12 protein-coding genes are annotated in these 16,347 nt (G+C 63.4%); 8 read left to right on the top strand and 4 right to left on the bottom strand.

The window, feature by feature from the left end:
• Window positions 1-335: 335 nt before the first annotated feature.
• Complete coding sequence (locus HV823_RS04915) at window positions 336-1,109, top strand: NAD kinase (RefSeq protein ID WP_176948600.1); 774 nt, start codon at window positions 336-338, stop codon at window positions 1,107-1,109.
• A gap of 35 nt (window positions 1,110-1,144) precedes the next feature.
• Window positions 1,145-1,657 carry a hypothetical protein gene (locus HV823_RS04910; RefSeq protein WP_176948599.1) on the top strand — a complete coding sequence of 171 codons (513 nt, stop codon included), beginning with the start codon at window positions 1,145-1,147 and terminating at the stop codon, window positions 1,655-1,657.
• A gap of 183 nt (window positions 1,658-1,840) precedes the next feature.
• Here the strand turns inward: HV823_RS04910 and prfB are convergent.
• The 3 genes from prfB to HV823_RS04895 all read right to left on the bottom strand — a co-directional run bounded on the left by prfB (window position 1,841) and on the right by HV823_RS04895 (window position 7,119).
• Window positions 1,841-2,972, bottom strand: a protein-coding gene (gene prfB / locus HV823_RS04905) for a peptide chain release factor 2 (protein WP_176948598.1) whose coding sequence is annotated in 2 segments (ribosomal slippage) — window positions 1,841-2,902 and window positions 2,904-2,972 — 1,131 coding nt in all. Because the reading frame shifts where the segments join, the coding sequence is not laid out codon by codon here.
• A 118-nt stretch (window positions 2,973-3,090) separates the two neighbouring features.
• Entirely contained in the window at window positions 3,091-5,541 is a 2,451-nt protein-coding gene (locus HV823_RS04900; RefSeq protein ID WP_176948597.1) for a penicillin-binding protein 1A, read from the bottom strand.
• Between the two features lie 276 nt (window positions 5,542-5,817).
• Complete coding sequence (locus tag HV823_RS04895) at window positions 5,818-7,119, bottom strand: N-acetylmuramoyl-L-alanine amidase (RefSeq protein WP_246300898.1); 1,302 nt, start codon at window positions 7,117-7,119, stop codon at window positions 5,818-5,820.
• 674 nt (window positions 7,120-7,793) lie between these two features.
• Between HV823_RS04895 and HV823_RS04890 the strand changes: the two genes are divergently transcribed.
• Window positions 7,794-10,661: an Rne/Rng family ribonuclease gene (locus HV823_RS04890; RefSeq protein ID WP_176948595.1), complete on the top strand. Its 2,868-nt coding sequence runs from the start codon at window positions 7,794-7,796 to the stop codon at window positions 10,659-10,661.
• A 258-nt stretch (window positions 10,662-10,919) separates the two neighbouring features.
• Here HV823_RS04890 and HV823_RS04885 read toward each other — a convergent pair whose 3' ends face one another.
• Window positions 10,920-12,071: a pyridoxal phosphate-dependent aminotransferase gene (locus HV823_RS04885; RefSeq protein ID WP_176948594.1), complete on the bottom strand. Its 1,152-nt coding sequence runs from the start codon at window positions 12,069-12,071 to the stop codon at window positions 10,920-10,922.
• A 295-nt stretch (window positions 12,072-12,366) separates the two neighbouring features.
• On the opposite strand from HV823_RS04885, the gene HV823_RS04880 reads away from it, so the two are divergent.
• The 5 genes from HV823_RS04880 (at window position 12,367) to aat (ending at window position 16,233) form a co-directional block, all read left to right on the top strand.
• Complete coding sequence (locus tag HV823_RS04880) at window positions 12,367-13,131, top strand: DsbA family protein (RefSeq protein ID WP_176948593.1); 765 nt, start codon at window positions 12,367-12,369, stop codon at window positions 13,129-13,131.
• A gap of 202 nt (window positions 13,132-13,333) precedes the next feature.
• Entirely contained in the window at window positions 13,334-13,771 is a 438-nt protein-coding gene (gene aroQ, locus HV823_RS04875) for a type II 3-dehydroquinate dehydratase (RefSeq protein ID WP_176948592.1), read from the top strand.
• A 22-nt stretch (window positions 13,772-13,793) separates the two neighbouring features.
• A complete protein-coding gene (accB, locus tag HV823_RS04870) occupies window positions 13,794-14,255 on the top strand; it encodes an acetyl-CoA carboxylase biotin carboxyl carrier protein (protein ID WP_176948591.1) in 462 nt (153 codons plus the stop codon).
• Between the two features lie 10 nt (window positions 14,256-14,265).
• Entirely contained in the window at window positions 14,266-15,609 is a 1,344-nt protein-coding gene (gene accC, locus HV823_RS04865; protein WP_176948590.1) for an acetyl-CoA carboxylase biotin carboxylase subunit, read from the top strand.
• A 9-nt stretch (window positions 15,610-15,618) separates the two neighbouring features.
• The gene (gene aat, locus HV823_RS04860) at window positions 15,619-16,233 is read left to right on the top strand and encodes a leucyl/phenylalanyl-tRNA--protein transferase (protein WP_176948589.1); all 615 of its coding nucleotides are present in this window, start codon (window positions 15,619-15,621) and stop codon (window positions 16,231-16,233) included.
• Window positions 16,234-16,347 lie beyond the last annotated feature (114 nt).

Genomic DNA, 16,347 nt, shown 5'->3' with positions numbered 1-16,347 from the left:
CGAAATAGCTCGCGGCCCGCCCTGAACCGGCGTCTGCTGCGAGTTGCCCACCCGAATCCCTAATTGTTGCCTGCTACGCGTCGGCCGCGTCCTCCTCGGCCCCAGCCAGGAGGACGGGGCGACGATCGCCGGGGTTAGCCGGCAGATCATCGTCCGGATGGAGCGAGGGAGCGAAGGCCCGGCTTTCGAGTGGCGCGCCCTGACACACGGCGATGGCCTGAATTTTATGATGCACATGACCGAAAGGCATGCCACAAAGGCGGCCCGCGGATCGGGCGCCTGCTGGTGCCGTGCGCGGCGCAGTGTCATGGCATCGGGAGAGGCATCGGCAGGATATGACGCGCAGCATCAAATCGCTTTCGTTCGTCGCGTCACAGGCGCCCGAGGCGCAGCAGGCGTTGGGAGAACTGGTGGCGCGCTACGGAAACGCCGACGCGGAAACGGCCGACGTGATCGTGGCGCTCGGCGGCGACGGGTTCATGCTGCAGACGCTGCACGCGACGATGAATTCCGGCAAGCTCGTCTACGGCATGAACCGCGGCTCGGTCGGGTTCCTGATGAACCGCTTCAGCGTGGACGATCTTCCCCGCCGCATCGCCAGTGCCGTGGAGAACTTGTGCCGACCGCTGGAAATGCGGACGGTCGATGCGGCCGGCGCCGTCAGCGAGGCGCTGGCCATCAACGAGGTCTACCTGTTCCGGCAATCCTACCAGGCCGCAAAGCTGCGCGTCAGCATTGACGGGCGGGTCCGGCTGGACGAACTGATTTGCGACGGTCTTCTGCTGGCCACGCCGGCCGGCTCGACGGCCTATAACCTTTCCGCACACGGCCCCATCCTGCCGCTGGAAGCCCCCCTTCTCGCCCTGACGCCCGTCAGCCCGTTCCGCCCCCGCCGCTGGCGCGGTGCGCTGTTGCCCAACCACGTGCGGGTCGACATCGACATATTGGAGGCGGAGAAGCGGCCGGTGAATGCGGTGGCTGACTACACCGAAGTGAAATCCGTCCGCTCCGTGCGGATCTCGCAATCGGAAAACCTGACGGCCATCATTCTCTCCGACCCCGATCACTCCTGGTCGGAGCGCATCCTGTCCGAACAGTTCCAGTATTGAACCGAGGCCGCCCCTGGAACGCCAAGGAGTTCGCGATGTTCCGCCCTACTGCCACCGCCATCCTCGTCGCAGTCATAGTGAGCGCGGCAGCAACCGTCCGTGCACAGAATGCGTCACCGCTGCCGCCGGCAGTGACCTTCGCCGTCAGCACCGGCTACTGGCAGGACAGTGCGGAGGATAGTGACAAGGCTGCAGCACCGACGACGGAGAGCACTGCTGCAGATGCAGGCGACACGCCCGTCCGCCGCGGCTACTACAAGCTCTTTTCCCTGCGCCAGCCGGACGGAACCGCAAAGGTCTTTCTGCAGCGCATCGAAATGGCGGCGGACGGCCCGGCGATCGCCTCGTCGACGGAAATCGAGGAATTCACAGCGATGAAGGCCTATGTGACGGATATCCGCCCGGAGAGCTCGGACGGCGTCACGGCCCAGCCCGGCATGTTCGCCACCATCCACCTCAAGACCGATCCGAAGGCGGCGCACTCCGATTCCTGGACAGTCCTGATCGACGATCTCGGCGAGATGCGCGTGGAAAAGGCCAGCAACTGAAGGCCGCAGTGGCCATTTTGCGGCATCGGCGGGATGCCGCGGCATCAGACTTCGAGTGGCAAAGCCCGGCACCACACGTGATCGCGTGAAGTCGCGGGGGCTTGCCGACAATGAAAAGGCCCCTCGAAGGGGCCTTTTCATTGTGTAGTCCGTCAGCTGCGAGACCGCAGCATCCATGCGCCGTCAGGCCAGGTCTTCGACTGACGCGTCGGCGCCGCCGCTGACACGGTGCGCGAGGGCCGCTTCCATGAACTCGTTCAGTTCACCGTCGAGCACGTCCGATGGCGCGGTGCTCTCCACCCCTGTGCGCAGGTCCTTGACCAGCTGGTAGGGCTGCAGCACGTAGGAACGGATCTGGTGTCCCCAGCCGATGTCCGTCTTTGAAGCGGCTTCGGCATTGGCAGCCTCCTCGCGCTTCTTCAGCTCGGCCTCGTACAGGCGGGCGCGCAGCATGTCCCAGGCCTTGGCCCGGTTCTTGTGCTGCGAGCGCTCCTGCTGGCAGGCCACGACGATACCCGACGGGATGTGCGTGATGCGCACGGCCGAATCGGTCGTGTTCACGTGCTGGCCGCCCGCACCCGACGAGCGATAGGTATCGATGCGGCAATCGCTCTCGTTGATGTCGATATTGATCGAATCGTCGACGACCGGATAGACCCAGACCGATGAGAACGAGGTGTGGCGGCGGGCGTTGCTGTCATAGGGCGAGATGCGTACCAGGCGGTGCACGCCCGATTCGGTCTTCATCCAGCCATAGGCATTGTGGCCCTTGACGAGGATCGTCGCGGACTTGATGCCGGCCTCTTCGCCGTCGTGGATTTCCAGAAGCTCGACCTTGAAGCCCTGGCGCTCGGCCCAGCGGGTGTACATGCGAAGCAGCATGTTCGCCCAGTCCTGGCTCTCCGTGCCGCCTGCGCCCGAATGGACTTCCACATAGGTGTCGTTGCCGTCGGCCTCGCCGGACAGCATCGCCTCGACCTGCCGGCGATTGGCTTCCGTGCGCAGCTCCTTCAAGGCGTTCTCGGCATCCTTGACGATGTCGGCGTCACCTTCTTCCTCACCGAGCTCGATGAGTTCGATGTTGTCCTTGAGCTGCTGCTCCAGGCCGCGCAGGCCGGTGATGCCATCATCGAGCTGCTGGCGCTCGCGCATCAGCTTCTGAGCTTCGGTGGCATCGTTCCAGAGGTTCGGATCCTCTGCCTTGTTGTTCAACCAGTCCAGTCGTCTTACCGCCTGATCCCAGTCAAAGATGCCTCCTCAGCAGGCTTATGGCCTGCTTGATTTCGTCGACTACGTTTTCGATTTCCGCGCGCATATCCGTCTTCTTCGATTGTTTGCGAGTTGGTCCGTGAGATAGTCACATGGCCGAAAGATGTAAAGGCGGACGCTTGAGAACGCCCGCCTTTTTCATTTCCGTCGGCTGCTGAAGGTGATCAGAACAATCCGCTCTGGCCGCCACTCACCGCCTGGTTGGCCTGCGGCGAGCTGCGAAGGATCTCCTCCGGCTCCATGTACTCCTCGCCACCAATGACGGAGAAGGTGTCGGCCGGGCCGGTGCCGGGCTTGAAGGCTTCCATGATCGTGTCCGGATCGCCCTCCATGGCCGCCATGCCGGTCTTGCGGTTGACGGCGATCATCTGCATGCCTTCAGGAACGAGGAACTTCGTCGGCGGCGTGCCTTCCAGCGCCTGCTGCATGAAGGTGTTGAAGAGCGGGGCCGCCAGCGAGCCACCGGTGGCGCCACGGCCAAGCGGTGCGGGGCTATCGAGGCCGAGATAAAGGCCGGTGACGAGGTCAGGCGTATAGCCGACGAACCAGGCGTCCTTTTCGTCGTTGGTCGTGCCCGTCTTGCCGGCTGCCGGACGGTCGAGCTTGATCTTGCCGGCGGCGGTGCCGCGAGTGACGACGCCTTCCATCATCGAGGTGATCTGATAGGCGGTCATCGGGTCGAGCACCTGCTCGCGATTGTCGACGATATTGGGCTCTTCCTGGTTCTCCCAGTCCTGCGCGTTGCAACCTTCGCAGGTGCGCTCCTCGTGGCTGAAGATCGTCTTGCCGTAGCGGTCCTGGATGCGGTCGATCAGCGAGGGCTTGATCTGCTTGCCGCCGTTCGCCAGCACCGAATAGGCCGAAACCATGCGCAGGACCGTCGTCTCGCCGGAACCGAGCGACATGGCGAGAACCGGGTTCATCTTATCGTAGATGCCGAAGCGCTCGGCATATTCGGCGACGAGGTTCATGCCCATGTCCTGGGCAAGGCGGACGGTCATCAGGTTACGCGACTTCTCGATGCCGAGGCGAAGCGTCGAGGGACCTGCCGAGCCGCCGCCGTAATTCTGCGGCCGCCAGACCTGGCCGCCGGAGACGATCTCGATCGGCGCGTCCATGATGACGGAGGCTGGCGTATAGCCGTTGTCGAGCGCAGCGGCATAGACGAAGGGCTTGAAGGACGAACCGGGCTGACGCATCGCCTGCGTCGCGCGGTTGAACTCCGACTGGCTATAGGAAAAGCCACCGACCATGGCGAGTACGCGTCCGGTATGCGGATCCATGGCGACCATGCCGCCCTGGATGCGCGGCGGCTGGCGCAGGCGATAGGAGCCTTCGGTTTCGGTCGGCTCGACATAGACGACATCGCCCGGAGTGAAGACACCTTCCGGCGATTGCGCCGAGCGGCGGTCGCCCTTGGCGGAGCGGTAGGCCCACTTCATCGCCTCGGCCGGAATGCGCCCGGTGACCCGCTCGGGCGCAACCTTGCCCGACGGTTCCTTGCGCGGTTGCAGGCCGATGTCGGCGCCCTTGGAGTCGGTGGCAAGCACGACGGCCAGCTTCCATTCGGGAACGTCGCTGAACGATTGGACCTTGCTCAGTTCGATGCCCCAGTCGCTGCCTATCTCGACGGTCTTGATCGGACCATGGAAACCGCGGCGCTCATCATAGCTGGTGAGCCCCTCCTGCAGCACCTTGCGGGCGATCACCTGGAGGCGGGGGTCGAGAGAGGTGCGCACCGACAGACCACCTTCATAGAGCGCATTGTCCCCGTAGCGCTCGATGATCTGCCGGCGCACCTCCTCGGCAAAGTAATCGGATGCGAAGAGATAGGAGCCGCGGTTGCGCGGCGTCACGCCGAGCGGCTGCTGCTTGGCCTCGTCGCCTTCGCTCTTGGTGATGTAACCGTTCTCGGCCATGCGGTCGATCACCCAGTTGCGGCGCTCGATCGCTGCGTCGGCGCGACGGAAGGGATGATAGTTGTTCGGCCCTTTCGGCAGGGCGGCGAGATAGGCCGTCTCGGCGATCGTCAATTCGGTGACGGACTTGTCGAAATAGGTCAGCGCCGCGCCGGCGATGCCATAGGAGTTCATCCCGAAGAAGATCTCGTTGAGATAGAGCTCGAGGATACGGTCCTTGGAATAGGCCTGCTCGATGCGGAACGACAGGATCGCTTCCTTGACCTTTCGGTCGATGGTCTGGTCGGAGCTGAGCAGGAAGTTCTTCGCCACCTGCTGGGTGATCGTGGAGGCGCCGACCGGGCGACGGCCCGAGCCCATCTGCTGCAGGTTGGTGACGATCGCGCGGAACAGGCCGGTGACGTCCACGCCGGGGTGGTTGTAGAAATTCTTGTCTTCGGCCGAGAGGAACGCCGCCTTGACGCGGTCCGGGATCGCCTGAATCGGCAGGAAGAGCCGGCGCTCGCGGGCGTACTCGGCCATGAGCGCGCCGTTGGTGGCGTGGACGCGCGTCGTCACCGGCGGCGAATAATTGCTCAATACCTCGTAGTCAGGCAGATCTTTCGTGACATTGGCGAGATAGACTGCAACCACCGCGGCAACACCGAGGAAGAAGACAGTGCCAATCCCGAAAAAATATCCAATCAATCTGATCATTTGCCAGTTACCGGTATCCTAATCAATTCATCGCTGGAACGATGGCGGCGCACCACACGCGGTGCCTGTGCTCTTGGAAAGCCATCCATCCCTGCCGGCGACCTGAATATTCGTCACCGAGTCGCCCCGTCAGACCCGAGTAGAGCCTCGAATGTGAGGAAAATAGGGCTTAATGCAAACAACGGGCGAAGGCCATGGTTCAATTGCCGGTGCTGTCACTTTTTCGGCACATGAACGCTTTTTCGCACGCATCCTCAACCGTTGGGACGCCCGCGCTCAGCCGCCGTTGGCGACGACGGTCGCACGGTAGCGCCCCACCGCCTCCGCGATCAGGCCGGCCACCTTCTTCTGCCAGGCGGGATCGATCAGAAGCTGCTCGTCCTCCTTGTTCGACAGGAAGCCGAGTTCGAGAAGAACCGAGGGCACATCCGGCGCCTTCAGCACACGAAACCCGGCATAGCGATGCGGATTGTTGATGAGCCTGACCTCGCCTTCGAAGGCACCGACCACCTGCTTGGCAAGGCCGATCGAAAAGCCCTGCGTCTCGCGGCGCGTCAGGTCGATCAGGATATCTGCCACTTCCGGCGGCTCGCCCTCCAGCGGCATGCCGGCAATCTCGTCCGAAAGGTTTTCGCGCGCGGCAAGGTTGGCTGCGAGGCTGTCGGATGCCTTGTCGGAGATCGTATAGACCGTCGCGCCGCGGATATCCTTCTGGCGAAGCGTATCGGCATGGATCGAAATGAGCAGGTTGGCATTGCGGCTGCGCGCCAGTTGCACCCGCTGCGACAGCGACAGGAATTCGTCCTTGTCACGCGTCAGGAACGCTTCCGTCGACGGCAGCTTGTTCAGCGCTGCCGCGATCTCCTTGGCAAAGGCCAGCGTCACCGCTTTTTCATGCGTGCCGGTCTCCGCCCCCAGCGCGCCATTGTCGATGCCGCCGTGGCCAGCGTCGACGGCGATGACGAAATTGCCGGGTTCCACAACTTCGCCCGGCACCACCGCCCCATCCGCGAAAGCGACGCTTGCGGTCGCCTCTTTCCATTTCTGGCCGTTCACCAGCTCGACGAAGGCTTCCTTGGTGACGATCCCGGTATCGACGACGAGGCGAAAGCTCTTGCCGCCCTCCTCTTCCCGAATCTCGGTCGACGTGACGCTTGCAGGCCTGTCCGCTGTCAGCACGATGCGGGAGCGTCCCTCCGCCATGGCGCCGAAACGAACATCCTTGAAGAGGCCGCGGGCGACAAACTCATCCTTCTTCAGCGCAAACACGGTTTCTGGAAGATCGATCAGGATGCGATAGGGATTGGCGACGTAGTGAACAGATATATCCGGACGCTTGTCGAAATCGATGATGAGGCGCGTGCGGGCATCGTCGCCGGCCATGCGGCCAGAATAGGCGAGCAGCGCGGGATTTTCCGCCGGGATGGAGCCCGTCGTCACTTCTGCACCCGCAGCGGCGATTCCGCCGGCGAACGATGGGAAGGCCGCAAGCGCAAGCACGGCAGCGCCTGCAAGCCGGCACAGCAACCTCGCCGCCCGATTGCCCGCATCACGCCTTTGCGCCACAACGACTTTCAATTCCGACCTCCCCGACCAATACCGCCCTGGTTGCGGCTCGGATCCAACAGCAATTCCTTCGGCCGCGCCAGACGCCCGAAGCGAACAAATCGTCGGACAACCTTGACGCCGCATGGTTAACCGAACCTTACGGGCGGCGCGCCGGAGCAGCTGCGCGGCCGGCTTCCATCGGGCGGGATTGGATCATAATTGTGACGGTCCGGGCTTTTTCCTTGCCATTGTGACATATTGAACATAAAAGCGATTTCAGGGAAAAAGCACTGACGGGATAGAAGCCGCAGGCGGGCAGCCAACCATCTGGAATTGGCGCCGAAACTGGCCTTCATCCGCCGTCGCAAAGCTTCGTCCCGAGCAATGGAATCGCGGTAATCCGGCGGTGGCCGGACCAAATCAACGGTGGATATCCACCATGGGCATTCAGGCCCGCTTCATCGGACCGTCTCGGTCTATGACATTGGCAATCTCGTTTGGACGTTGATGTTGTCGCTGCGGTATATGTCAGAGGTTAACAGGCTTCGGTGCGTGATCGCACCAGTCGTTGTCTGGCCGCAGCCCGCTCACCCCGCCCCGACGGGAAATCACTTATCCGGCGCAGCGCTCCCACCTTCCGACCAACCGCCTATCGGCGGCTGGTCGCCAGACAGGCTTGGCCTGCGCCGAGGAGCAGGACTTTCATGGCAGACAAAATGCTTATCGATGCGTCTCACGCAGAGGAGACGCGCGTCGTTGTCGTACGCGGCAACCGCATAGAAGAATTCGATTTCGAATCGCAGCACAAGAAGCAGATCCGCGGCAACATCTACCTTGCCAAGGTGACCCGCGTTGAGCCGTCGCTACAGGCGGCCTTCGTGGACTATGGCGGCAACCGCCACGGCTTCCTGGCCTTCGCCGAAATCCATCCCGACTACTACCAGATCCCGCTGGCCGATCGTCAGGCGCTGCTTCGGGCAGAGGCCGAGGAAGCCCGCCGCGACGAGGACATCGAACACGTCGAGACCGCGCCCGTCGCCGCCCAGCCGGTGACGATCGTCCAGGAGGCGCCGGAGGAGACGCCGGTCGAAGCCAAGACTGTCGAAGCCAAGACCGCGGCGGCCGAGACCGTCGAGGTTGTCGCGGAAACGGCGGAAGCTGTGCCGGCCGCAGAAGCCGAGGCCGCGCCGGTCGAGGAAGAAACCAAGCCGAAGGCGAAGAAGCCGCGCAAGCCGCGCGCCAAGAAGGCCGTCGCCAAGGATGAGGCCACCGAAGAGGTGCAGGCCGCAGCAGCAGACGACGAGGACGGCAAGACACCGTCCGGCGACATGGCCGCCGCCGTCGATACCGACGTCATCTCCGAAGAGGTGCGCAAGCGTCCGGGCGAGGACGATGACGACGACGACGATCACCACGAAGAAAAGGAAGTGATCGAATCGGTCGGTGCCGAAGATGCGATGGAAGAGGTTCCGGACCGCATCCAGCGCAAGCCGCGCAAGCAGTACCGCATCCAGGAAGTGATCAAGCGCCGGCAGATCCTGCTGGTCCAGGTCGCCAAGGAAGAACGCGGCAACAAGGGTGCGGCGCTGACCACCTACCTTTCGCTCGCAGGCCGTTATTCGGTCCTGATGCCGAACACCGCCCGTGGCGGCGGCATTTCCCGCAAGATCACCAACCCGCAGGACCGCAAGCGCCTGAAGGAGATCGCCCGCGATCTCGAAGTGCCGCAGGGCATGGGTGTGATCCTGCGCACCGCCGGCGCCAACCGCACCAAGGTCGAAGTCAAGCGCGACTTCGAATACCTGATGCGTCTGTGGGAGAACGTGCGCACGCTGACGCTGAATTCGACCGCGCCCTGCCTCGTCTACGAGGAAGGCTCGCTGATCAAGCGCTCGATCCGTGACCTCTACAACAAGGATATCAGCGAGATCGTCGTTGCCGGCGAGGAAGGCTACAAGGAAGCCAAGGGCTTCATGAAGATGCTGATGCCGAGCCACGCCAAGGTGGTTCAGCCCTACCGCGACATTCACCCGATCTTCTCGCGCTCAGGCATCGAGGCTCAGCTCGACCGCATGCTGCAGCCGCAGGTGACGCTGAAGTCCGGCGGCTACATCATCATCAACCAGACCGAGGCGCTCGTCTCGATCGACGTCAACTCCGGCCGTTCTACGCGCGAGCATTCGATCGAGGAAACGGCGCTGCAGACCAACCTGGAAGCCGCCGAGGAAGTGGCGCGCCAGCTGCGCCTGCGCGATCTTGCGGGCCTGGTCGTCATCGACTTCATCGACATGGAGGAGAAGCGCAACAACCGCTCCGTCGAGAAGAGGCTGAAGGATTGCCTCAAGCATGACCGAGCCCGCATCCAGGTCGGCCGCATCTCGCATTTCGGCCTGCTGGAAATGTCGCGTCAGCGCATCCGGGCATCGGTGCTCGAAAGCACGACTCAGACCTGCCCACACTGCAATGGCACCGGGCATATCCGTTCCCAGTCCTCCGTCGCCCTGCATGTGCTGCGCGGCATCGAGGAGTATCTGCTCAAGAACACGACGCACAACATCACCGTGCGGACGACGCCGGATATCGCGCTCTACCTGCTCAACCAGAAGCGCGGCACGATCGGCGACTACGAGACGCGCTTCGGCGTGCATATCGTCATCGATGCGGATGCCCATGTCGGCGCCCAGCATTTCGCGATCGACCGCGGGGAGCCCGTCGAAAATCCGGTGAAGATCGAGCAGTTCGTCCAGTTCGCCCCCGAACCGGACGAGGACGACGACATCGTCATCGAGGAAGATCTGGAGGAAGAGGAAGCCGAGGCTGTGGCGAAGCCCGCTGCTGCCGCTGCTGCTTCGTCGTCTGACGACCAGTCCGGCCGCAAGCGCAAGCGCCGCCGCCGCCGCCGCGGCCGTGGCGGTGCCGAAGGCACCGAAGCCAGCGATACAGCGTCGTTCGGCGGCGAACAGCCGGGCGACGTGGACGAAGAAGGTGACGAAGCCGAGGATGAGGCCGAAGCCGCCGACGAGGCACAGCACGCAGCCGACGACGATCAGGGCAAGCGCAAGCGCCGTCGTCGCGGCAAGCGCGGCGGCCGCCGCAACCGCGGTGACGAGGCGGAAGCCGGTGCAGAAGCAGCAGACACTGAAGCTGAGGCCGACGTGGGAGAGCCGACCGTGATCGCGGCTACCGCGGATGCCGAAGTCGTGGCCGCAGTGGAAGGCGAGCCGGCGCCGAGCAGGGAAGAGGTCGTAGCCGAAGTGCAGGCCGAGCCCGCACCGAAGACCCGCCGGACCCGCAAGCCCAAGACAAAGAAGGAAGCCGAACCGGACGTGACGGCCGACGTCGAGGCACAGGCGGCGATCGAGGAGCAGCCTGCGGAAGAAGTTGCGGTCGAGGAGGCCGTCGAAGAGGCTGCGGCGGATCTCGAGGAAACCAAGCCCGTCCGCGCCAACCGCGACCTCTCGACGATCGCTTCGGCGCCCGTCGTCAAGTCCTCCTCGCCGCAGGAAAAAGAAGGCGACGAACCCGAGAAGCCCAAGAAGGGCGGCTGGTGGCAGCGTCGCGGCTTCTTCTGAGAACAGCCGATTTAAAGAATGCAGGACCCGGCCATCGTGCCGGGTCTTTTCTTTTTCGCCGGTGCGCGGTTCGTAGTGACGGCCGTCAAGGATCTGGGGGCGCGCGCTATCGCGCATACGGAGCAACTGTCACGCAGCGGTCTCCGACGCTCCTCACCCGGCGCCGTATGGATTTTGCATTGCCGTCAACGAGGTGCGCGCGGCGCATACCGTATGAAGTCCGGCACACCGATGGCACATCGATAAAGTCGATGCCGTCTATTTCAGCCAGGCCGCTATGCGATCCGTCGCCTCGACCATCTGCTCATATGCCCCGGCAAAGGAGAAGCGCATCGTACGGTGCCCGCCGATCGGATCGAAGTCGTGGCCCGGCGTCGCGGCGACGTCGATTTCCGCCAGCATGCGGCGGGCGAATGCCATGCTGTCATTCGTGAAGCGGCCGACGTCGACATAGGCGTAGAAGGCCCCGTCCATGGGCGAGGCGATGGTAAAGCCGATCTCGGGCAGCCGTGCCGCCAAAAGGTCGCGGTTGCGGCGATAGGCCTCGCGGTGGACGTCGAGTTCCTCGTGGGCGCCGAGCGCTGCGAGCGCCGCCAGCTGCGAGATTTCCGGGGCGGAGATGTAAAGGCTCTGCGACAGCCGCTCGATCGGGCGCACGACATCCTTCGGCAGCACCATCCAGCCGATCCGCCAGCCGGTCATGCAGTAGTATTTTGAGAAGGAATTGATCACGACGACGTCGTCGGTCAGTTCAAGCGCGGTCGTCGCCTCGCCCGAAAACATCAGCCCGTGGTAGATCTCGTCTGAGATGAAGGCGATGTCGCTGGCACTGCAGTAGTCGGCCAGCGCCTTCAGGTGCGCACGGTCGGTGACAGTACCCGTCGGATTGGCCGGGCTTGCCAGCAGCACGCCGGAAAGCTTGCCGAACACACTCTGGGCGGCCTCAAGGCTTTCAGGCGTCATCGTGAAGCCGTTTTCGGCGCTGACCTCTATCTCGATCGTCTCGATGCCGAGGGCTGCGAGAATGTTGCGGTACGCCGGGTAGCCGGGCCGCGCGATCGCGACTCGGTCGCCGACATCGAACAGCGTCAGGAAGGCGAGGTTGAAGCCAGCCGACGAACCTGTCGTCACCGCGATACGGGCCGGGTCGACGTCGACGCCGTGCCGGGCGCGGTAATGCCCGGCAATGCCCCGGCGCAGGTCGTTAAGCCCGAGCGCCTCGGTATAGCCGATGCGTCCGTCCTCGAGCGCCTGCCGGGCGGCTGAAAGCGCTGCGGCGGGCGCGGGATAGGCCGGCTGGCCCACCGCCATCGAGATGACCGGATTGCCTGCGGATCGCCGCCGCGTTGCCTCGGCAAGGACGTCCATTGCGTGGAACGGTTCGACTGCACTGCGGCGGGAGACTTTCATCGCTCGATCTTTCCTCGAGAATCAGGGACTGACGACGCCGGGCGGCGTGCGCGGGAATTTGCGGCGGGCCTCTGCACAACCGGAGTACCGAACTCCAGCGCCGCACGTGGCGGACAACGCAGTAGCCGGAACAGCGCCCTGTTCACAATCCCGGCAGGGCAGCCTTTCTACCGAAAATGCTGTTCCGTTTCCGCGGCCGCCGCCGTAAGGTCGTCGCAATGCGCCGCGATCATGATAGCGAAGCGGCCACTAGAAAACGACGGCAGCCAGTCTGCTGCGCCATCACGAGGACCATATGTTTCGCAATCACGGCAAGAAGCTTGCAGCCGCACTCGCGCTCGCAGGCGCGCTCACCCTTCCCTTCCAGGCCCATGCCTTCGATGCCAAGCAGAAGGAGGAAATCGGCGCAATCGTGAAGGAATACCTTCTCGCAAATCCTGAAATCCTGATGGACGTGCAGGAAGCCCTTCAGCAGAAGCAGATGCAGGCGCAGCAGCAGCAGGCCTCCGCAGCGATCACCGACAATCAGAAGGCGATCTTCAATGCCGCGGAAGACATCTCGCTCGGCAATCCCGACGGCGACGTGACCATCGTCGAATTCTTCGACTACAACTGCGGCTACTGCAAACGGGCGCTTTCGGACATGGACGCCATGCTGGAGGCCGACAAGAACGTCCGCTTCGTGCTGAAGGAGCTACCGATCCTGGGCCCTGATTCGCTTGCCGCCCACAAGGTCAGCGCTGCCTTCCGCGACCTGGCGCCGGAGAAGTACGGCGAATTCCACCGCGCCCTGCTCAGCGGCGAGGACCGTGCCACGGAAGAGACCGCGATCGCGCTTGCCGCGAAGCTCGGGGTCAGCGAAGCCGACATCCGCAAGCAGATGGAAGTGAAGCCGCACGACGATGCCGTCCGCAATGCCTACAGCCTTGCACAGAGCCTCGGAATCACCGGCACTCCCTCCTACGTCATTGCAAATGAAGCAGTATTCGGCGCCGTCGGCATCGACGAACTCCGCGAGAAGGTGGCGAACGTCCGCTCCTGCGGCAAGGCCGCCTGCTGAGGCCGGCCGGCAAAACCGATCCTGAGCATGGTCCCGGATTTATGCGCTGACGCCCCGGGACCGTGTGGTCTGCCATCTTTCCGCCATTCCCTTGCTGTTGAGGCAACGTGGTTGTGGACAAGGCGCGCGCGGGTCCTTGGGGCTTTTCCTTGAAGAACCGGCGGTCTATAGGTAAGCCACGATCCAGAAAGCGGAAATTCGAATGGCTCCCACCCTCTTTGTCCTGAACGGTCCAAACCTCAACGCGCTCGGCAAGCGCGAGCCTGGCATCTATGGCGGGCATACGCTGGCCGACATCGAAGCGCTGTGCCGCGCCGAAGGCGAGAAGCTGGGTTTTGCGATCGACTTTCGCCAGACGAACCACGAAGGCGTGCTCGTCGACTGGATCCACGAGGCCGGCGATACGGCGGCCGGCATTGCCATCAATGCAGGCGCCTACACGCATACCTCCATCGCCTTGCACGACGCCATCCGGGCCATCCGGATCCCGGTCGTCGAACTGCACCTTTCCAACGTGCATGCGCGCGAGGAATTCCGCCACAAGTCCATGATCGCGCCTGCGGTCAAGGGCGTTATCTGCGGGTTCGGCGAGCATAGCTACCTCCTGGCGCTGCAAGCGCTGAAATCCTTGACGAAATAAAGAAAATAAGAGGCTCACTCCCATGGCTGACAAGAAGCAGGGCATCGATCAGACGCTGATCCGCGATCTCGCGAACATCCTCAACGAGACGGACCTGACCGAGATCGAAGTCGAGCAGGACGACCTGCGCATCCGCGTCTCGCGCGCCGGCACGCCGCAGTACGTCTCCGCCCCTGTTCCCGCTCCTCATGCCGTCGCAGCACCGGTTGCAGCAGCAGCCGTCACCGCCCCGGCCGCTGTCCGCGACAATAAGAACGCCGTTACCGCGCCGATGGTCGGCACGGCCTACCTCTCCCCCGCCCCTGGCGCGCGCCCCTTCGTCGAAGTCGGCTCCACCGTGCAGGAAGGCCAGACGCTGCTCATCATCGAAGCCATGAAGACGATGAACCAGATCCCGGCACCGCGCTCGGGCAAGGTCACCGAAATCCTGGTCTCCGATGCTGCACCGGTCGAATATGGCGAACCTCTGATCGTCATCGAGTGAGGGCGGCGCGATGATCACCAAAGTCCTCATAGCCAACCGCGGCGAGATCGCGCTGCGCGTCCTGCGTGCCTGCAAGGAACTCGGCATCGCCACGGTTGCCGTGCATTCGACGGCGGACGCCGACGCCATGCACGTCCGCCTCGCCGACGAGAGCGTCTGCATCGGTCCGCCGCCCTCGCGCGACAGCTACCTCAACATCCATCAGATCGTCGCCGCCTGCGAGATCACCGGCGCCGACGCCGTGCATCCGGGCTATGGCTTCCTGTCGGAGAATGCCAAGTTTGCCGAAATTCTGGACGCGCACGGCATCACCTTCATCGGGCCGACGGCCGAGCACATCCGCCTGATGGGCGACAAGATCACCGCCAAGAAGACGGCCGTCGAGCTCGGCATCCCGGTCGTTCCGGGCTCCGATGGCGAAGTGAAGCCTGAAAACGCGCTGGAAATCGCGCGCAAGATCGGCTTCCCGGTCCTGATCAAGGCAACCGCCGGCGGCGGTGGCCGCGGCATGAAGGTCGCCAAGACGGCAGCAGATCTCGAAGAAGCGGTTTCCACCGCCCGCTCCGAAGCGCTCGCAGCCTTCGGCAACGATGCCGTCTACATGGAAAAGTATCTCGGCAAGCCGCGCCACATCGAAGTGCAGGTCGTCGGCGACGGCGCCGGCAATGCGATCCATCTCGGCGAGCGCGACTGCTCGCTGCAGCGCCGGCACCAGAAGGTCTGGGAAGAGGCCAACTCCCCTGCCCTGAACGTCGAGCAGCGCATGAAGATCGGCCAGATCTGCGCCGACGCGATGAAGAAGATGAAGTATCGCGGCGCCGGTACGGTCGAGTTCCTCTATGAGGACGGCGAGTTCTATTTCATCGAGATGAACACCCGCCTGCAGGTGGAGCATCCGATCACCGAAGCGATCACCGGCATCGACCTCGTGCACGAGCAGATCCGGGTAGCTTCCGGCGCCGGGCTTTCGGTCACGCAGGAGGAGATCGAATTCTCTGGCCACGCGATCGAGTGCCGCATCAATGCCGAGGATCCGCGCACCTTCGTGCCCTCGCCCGGCACGATCACGCATTTCCATGCCCCCGGCGGGCTTGGCGTACGCGTCGATTCGGGGGCCTACCAGGGCTACAAGATCCCGCCCTACTACGACAGCCTGATCGGCAAGTTGATCGTGCACGGACGCACGCGCGTGGAATGCATGATGCGACTTCGCCGCGTGCTCGACGAATTCGTGATTGACGGCATCAAGACGACGCTTCCATTGTTCCAGGAACTGATTTCCAATCAGGATATCGCCAACGGCGACTATGACATCCACTGGCTGGAAAACTATCTGGCCAAGACTTCAGTCTAGGGGCGGAACATGGCAGGGCGGCGCGGCAGGTCCCCGGAGATCACACCGGAACTTCTGCTGCGCGCCTATTCCATCGGGCTTTTTCCGATGGCCGATTCGGCTGACGACCCGGAGCTCTTCTGGGTCGAGCCAGACATGCGGGGCGTTATCCCGCTCGATCATTTTCACGTCTCGCGCAGCCTTGCCAAGACGATCCGCCGCAACCCCTTCGACATCCGCGTCAACACCGCCTTCGAGGCGGTGATTTCGGCCTGCGCCGAAGCGGCACCCGACCGCCCCTCCACCTGGATCAACACCAAGATCAAGACGCTCTACGCCACCCTGCACCGCATGGGCCACGCCCATAGCGTCGAGGCGTGGGAAGGGGACGAACTTGTCGGCGGCCTCTACGGCGTGTCCCTGGGAGCTGCGTTCTTCGGCGAAAGCATGTTTTCCAGACGCACGGACGCCTCGAAGATCTGCCTCGTGCACCTGGTCGCACGGTTGAAGGAAAAGCGCTTCCTGCTGCTGGACACCCAGTTCACCACCGAGCATCTGAAAACCTTCGGCGCCATCGACGTGCCGAAGGCGAGCTACGAGGGCATGCTCGCCAAAGCGTTGGCCTCGCCGAATTTGGCGTTCTGAGACTGGTTGTCCTCAACAAACCCGCATCCGCTTTGTACCAACGCGCTTAGTTGCCCTGATCCAGACGCCGCAATACGATGCGTAGATAAGTCTGTTTTCAGGGGCCAACTTGTG

This window comes from Mycoplana rhizolycopersici (genome assembly GCF_013378445.1).
GTDB lineage: Bacteria > Pseudomonadota > Alphaproteobacteria > Rhizobiales > Rhizobiaceae > Mycoplana > Mycoplana rhizolycopersici.
This window is presented reverse-complemented; position numbering and strand designations above follow the sequence as displayed.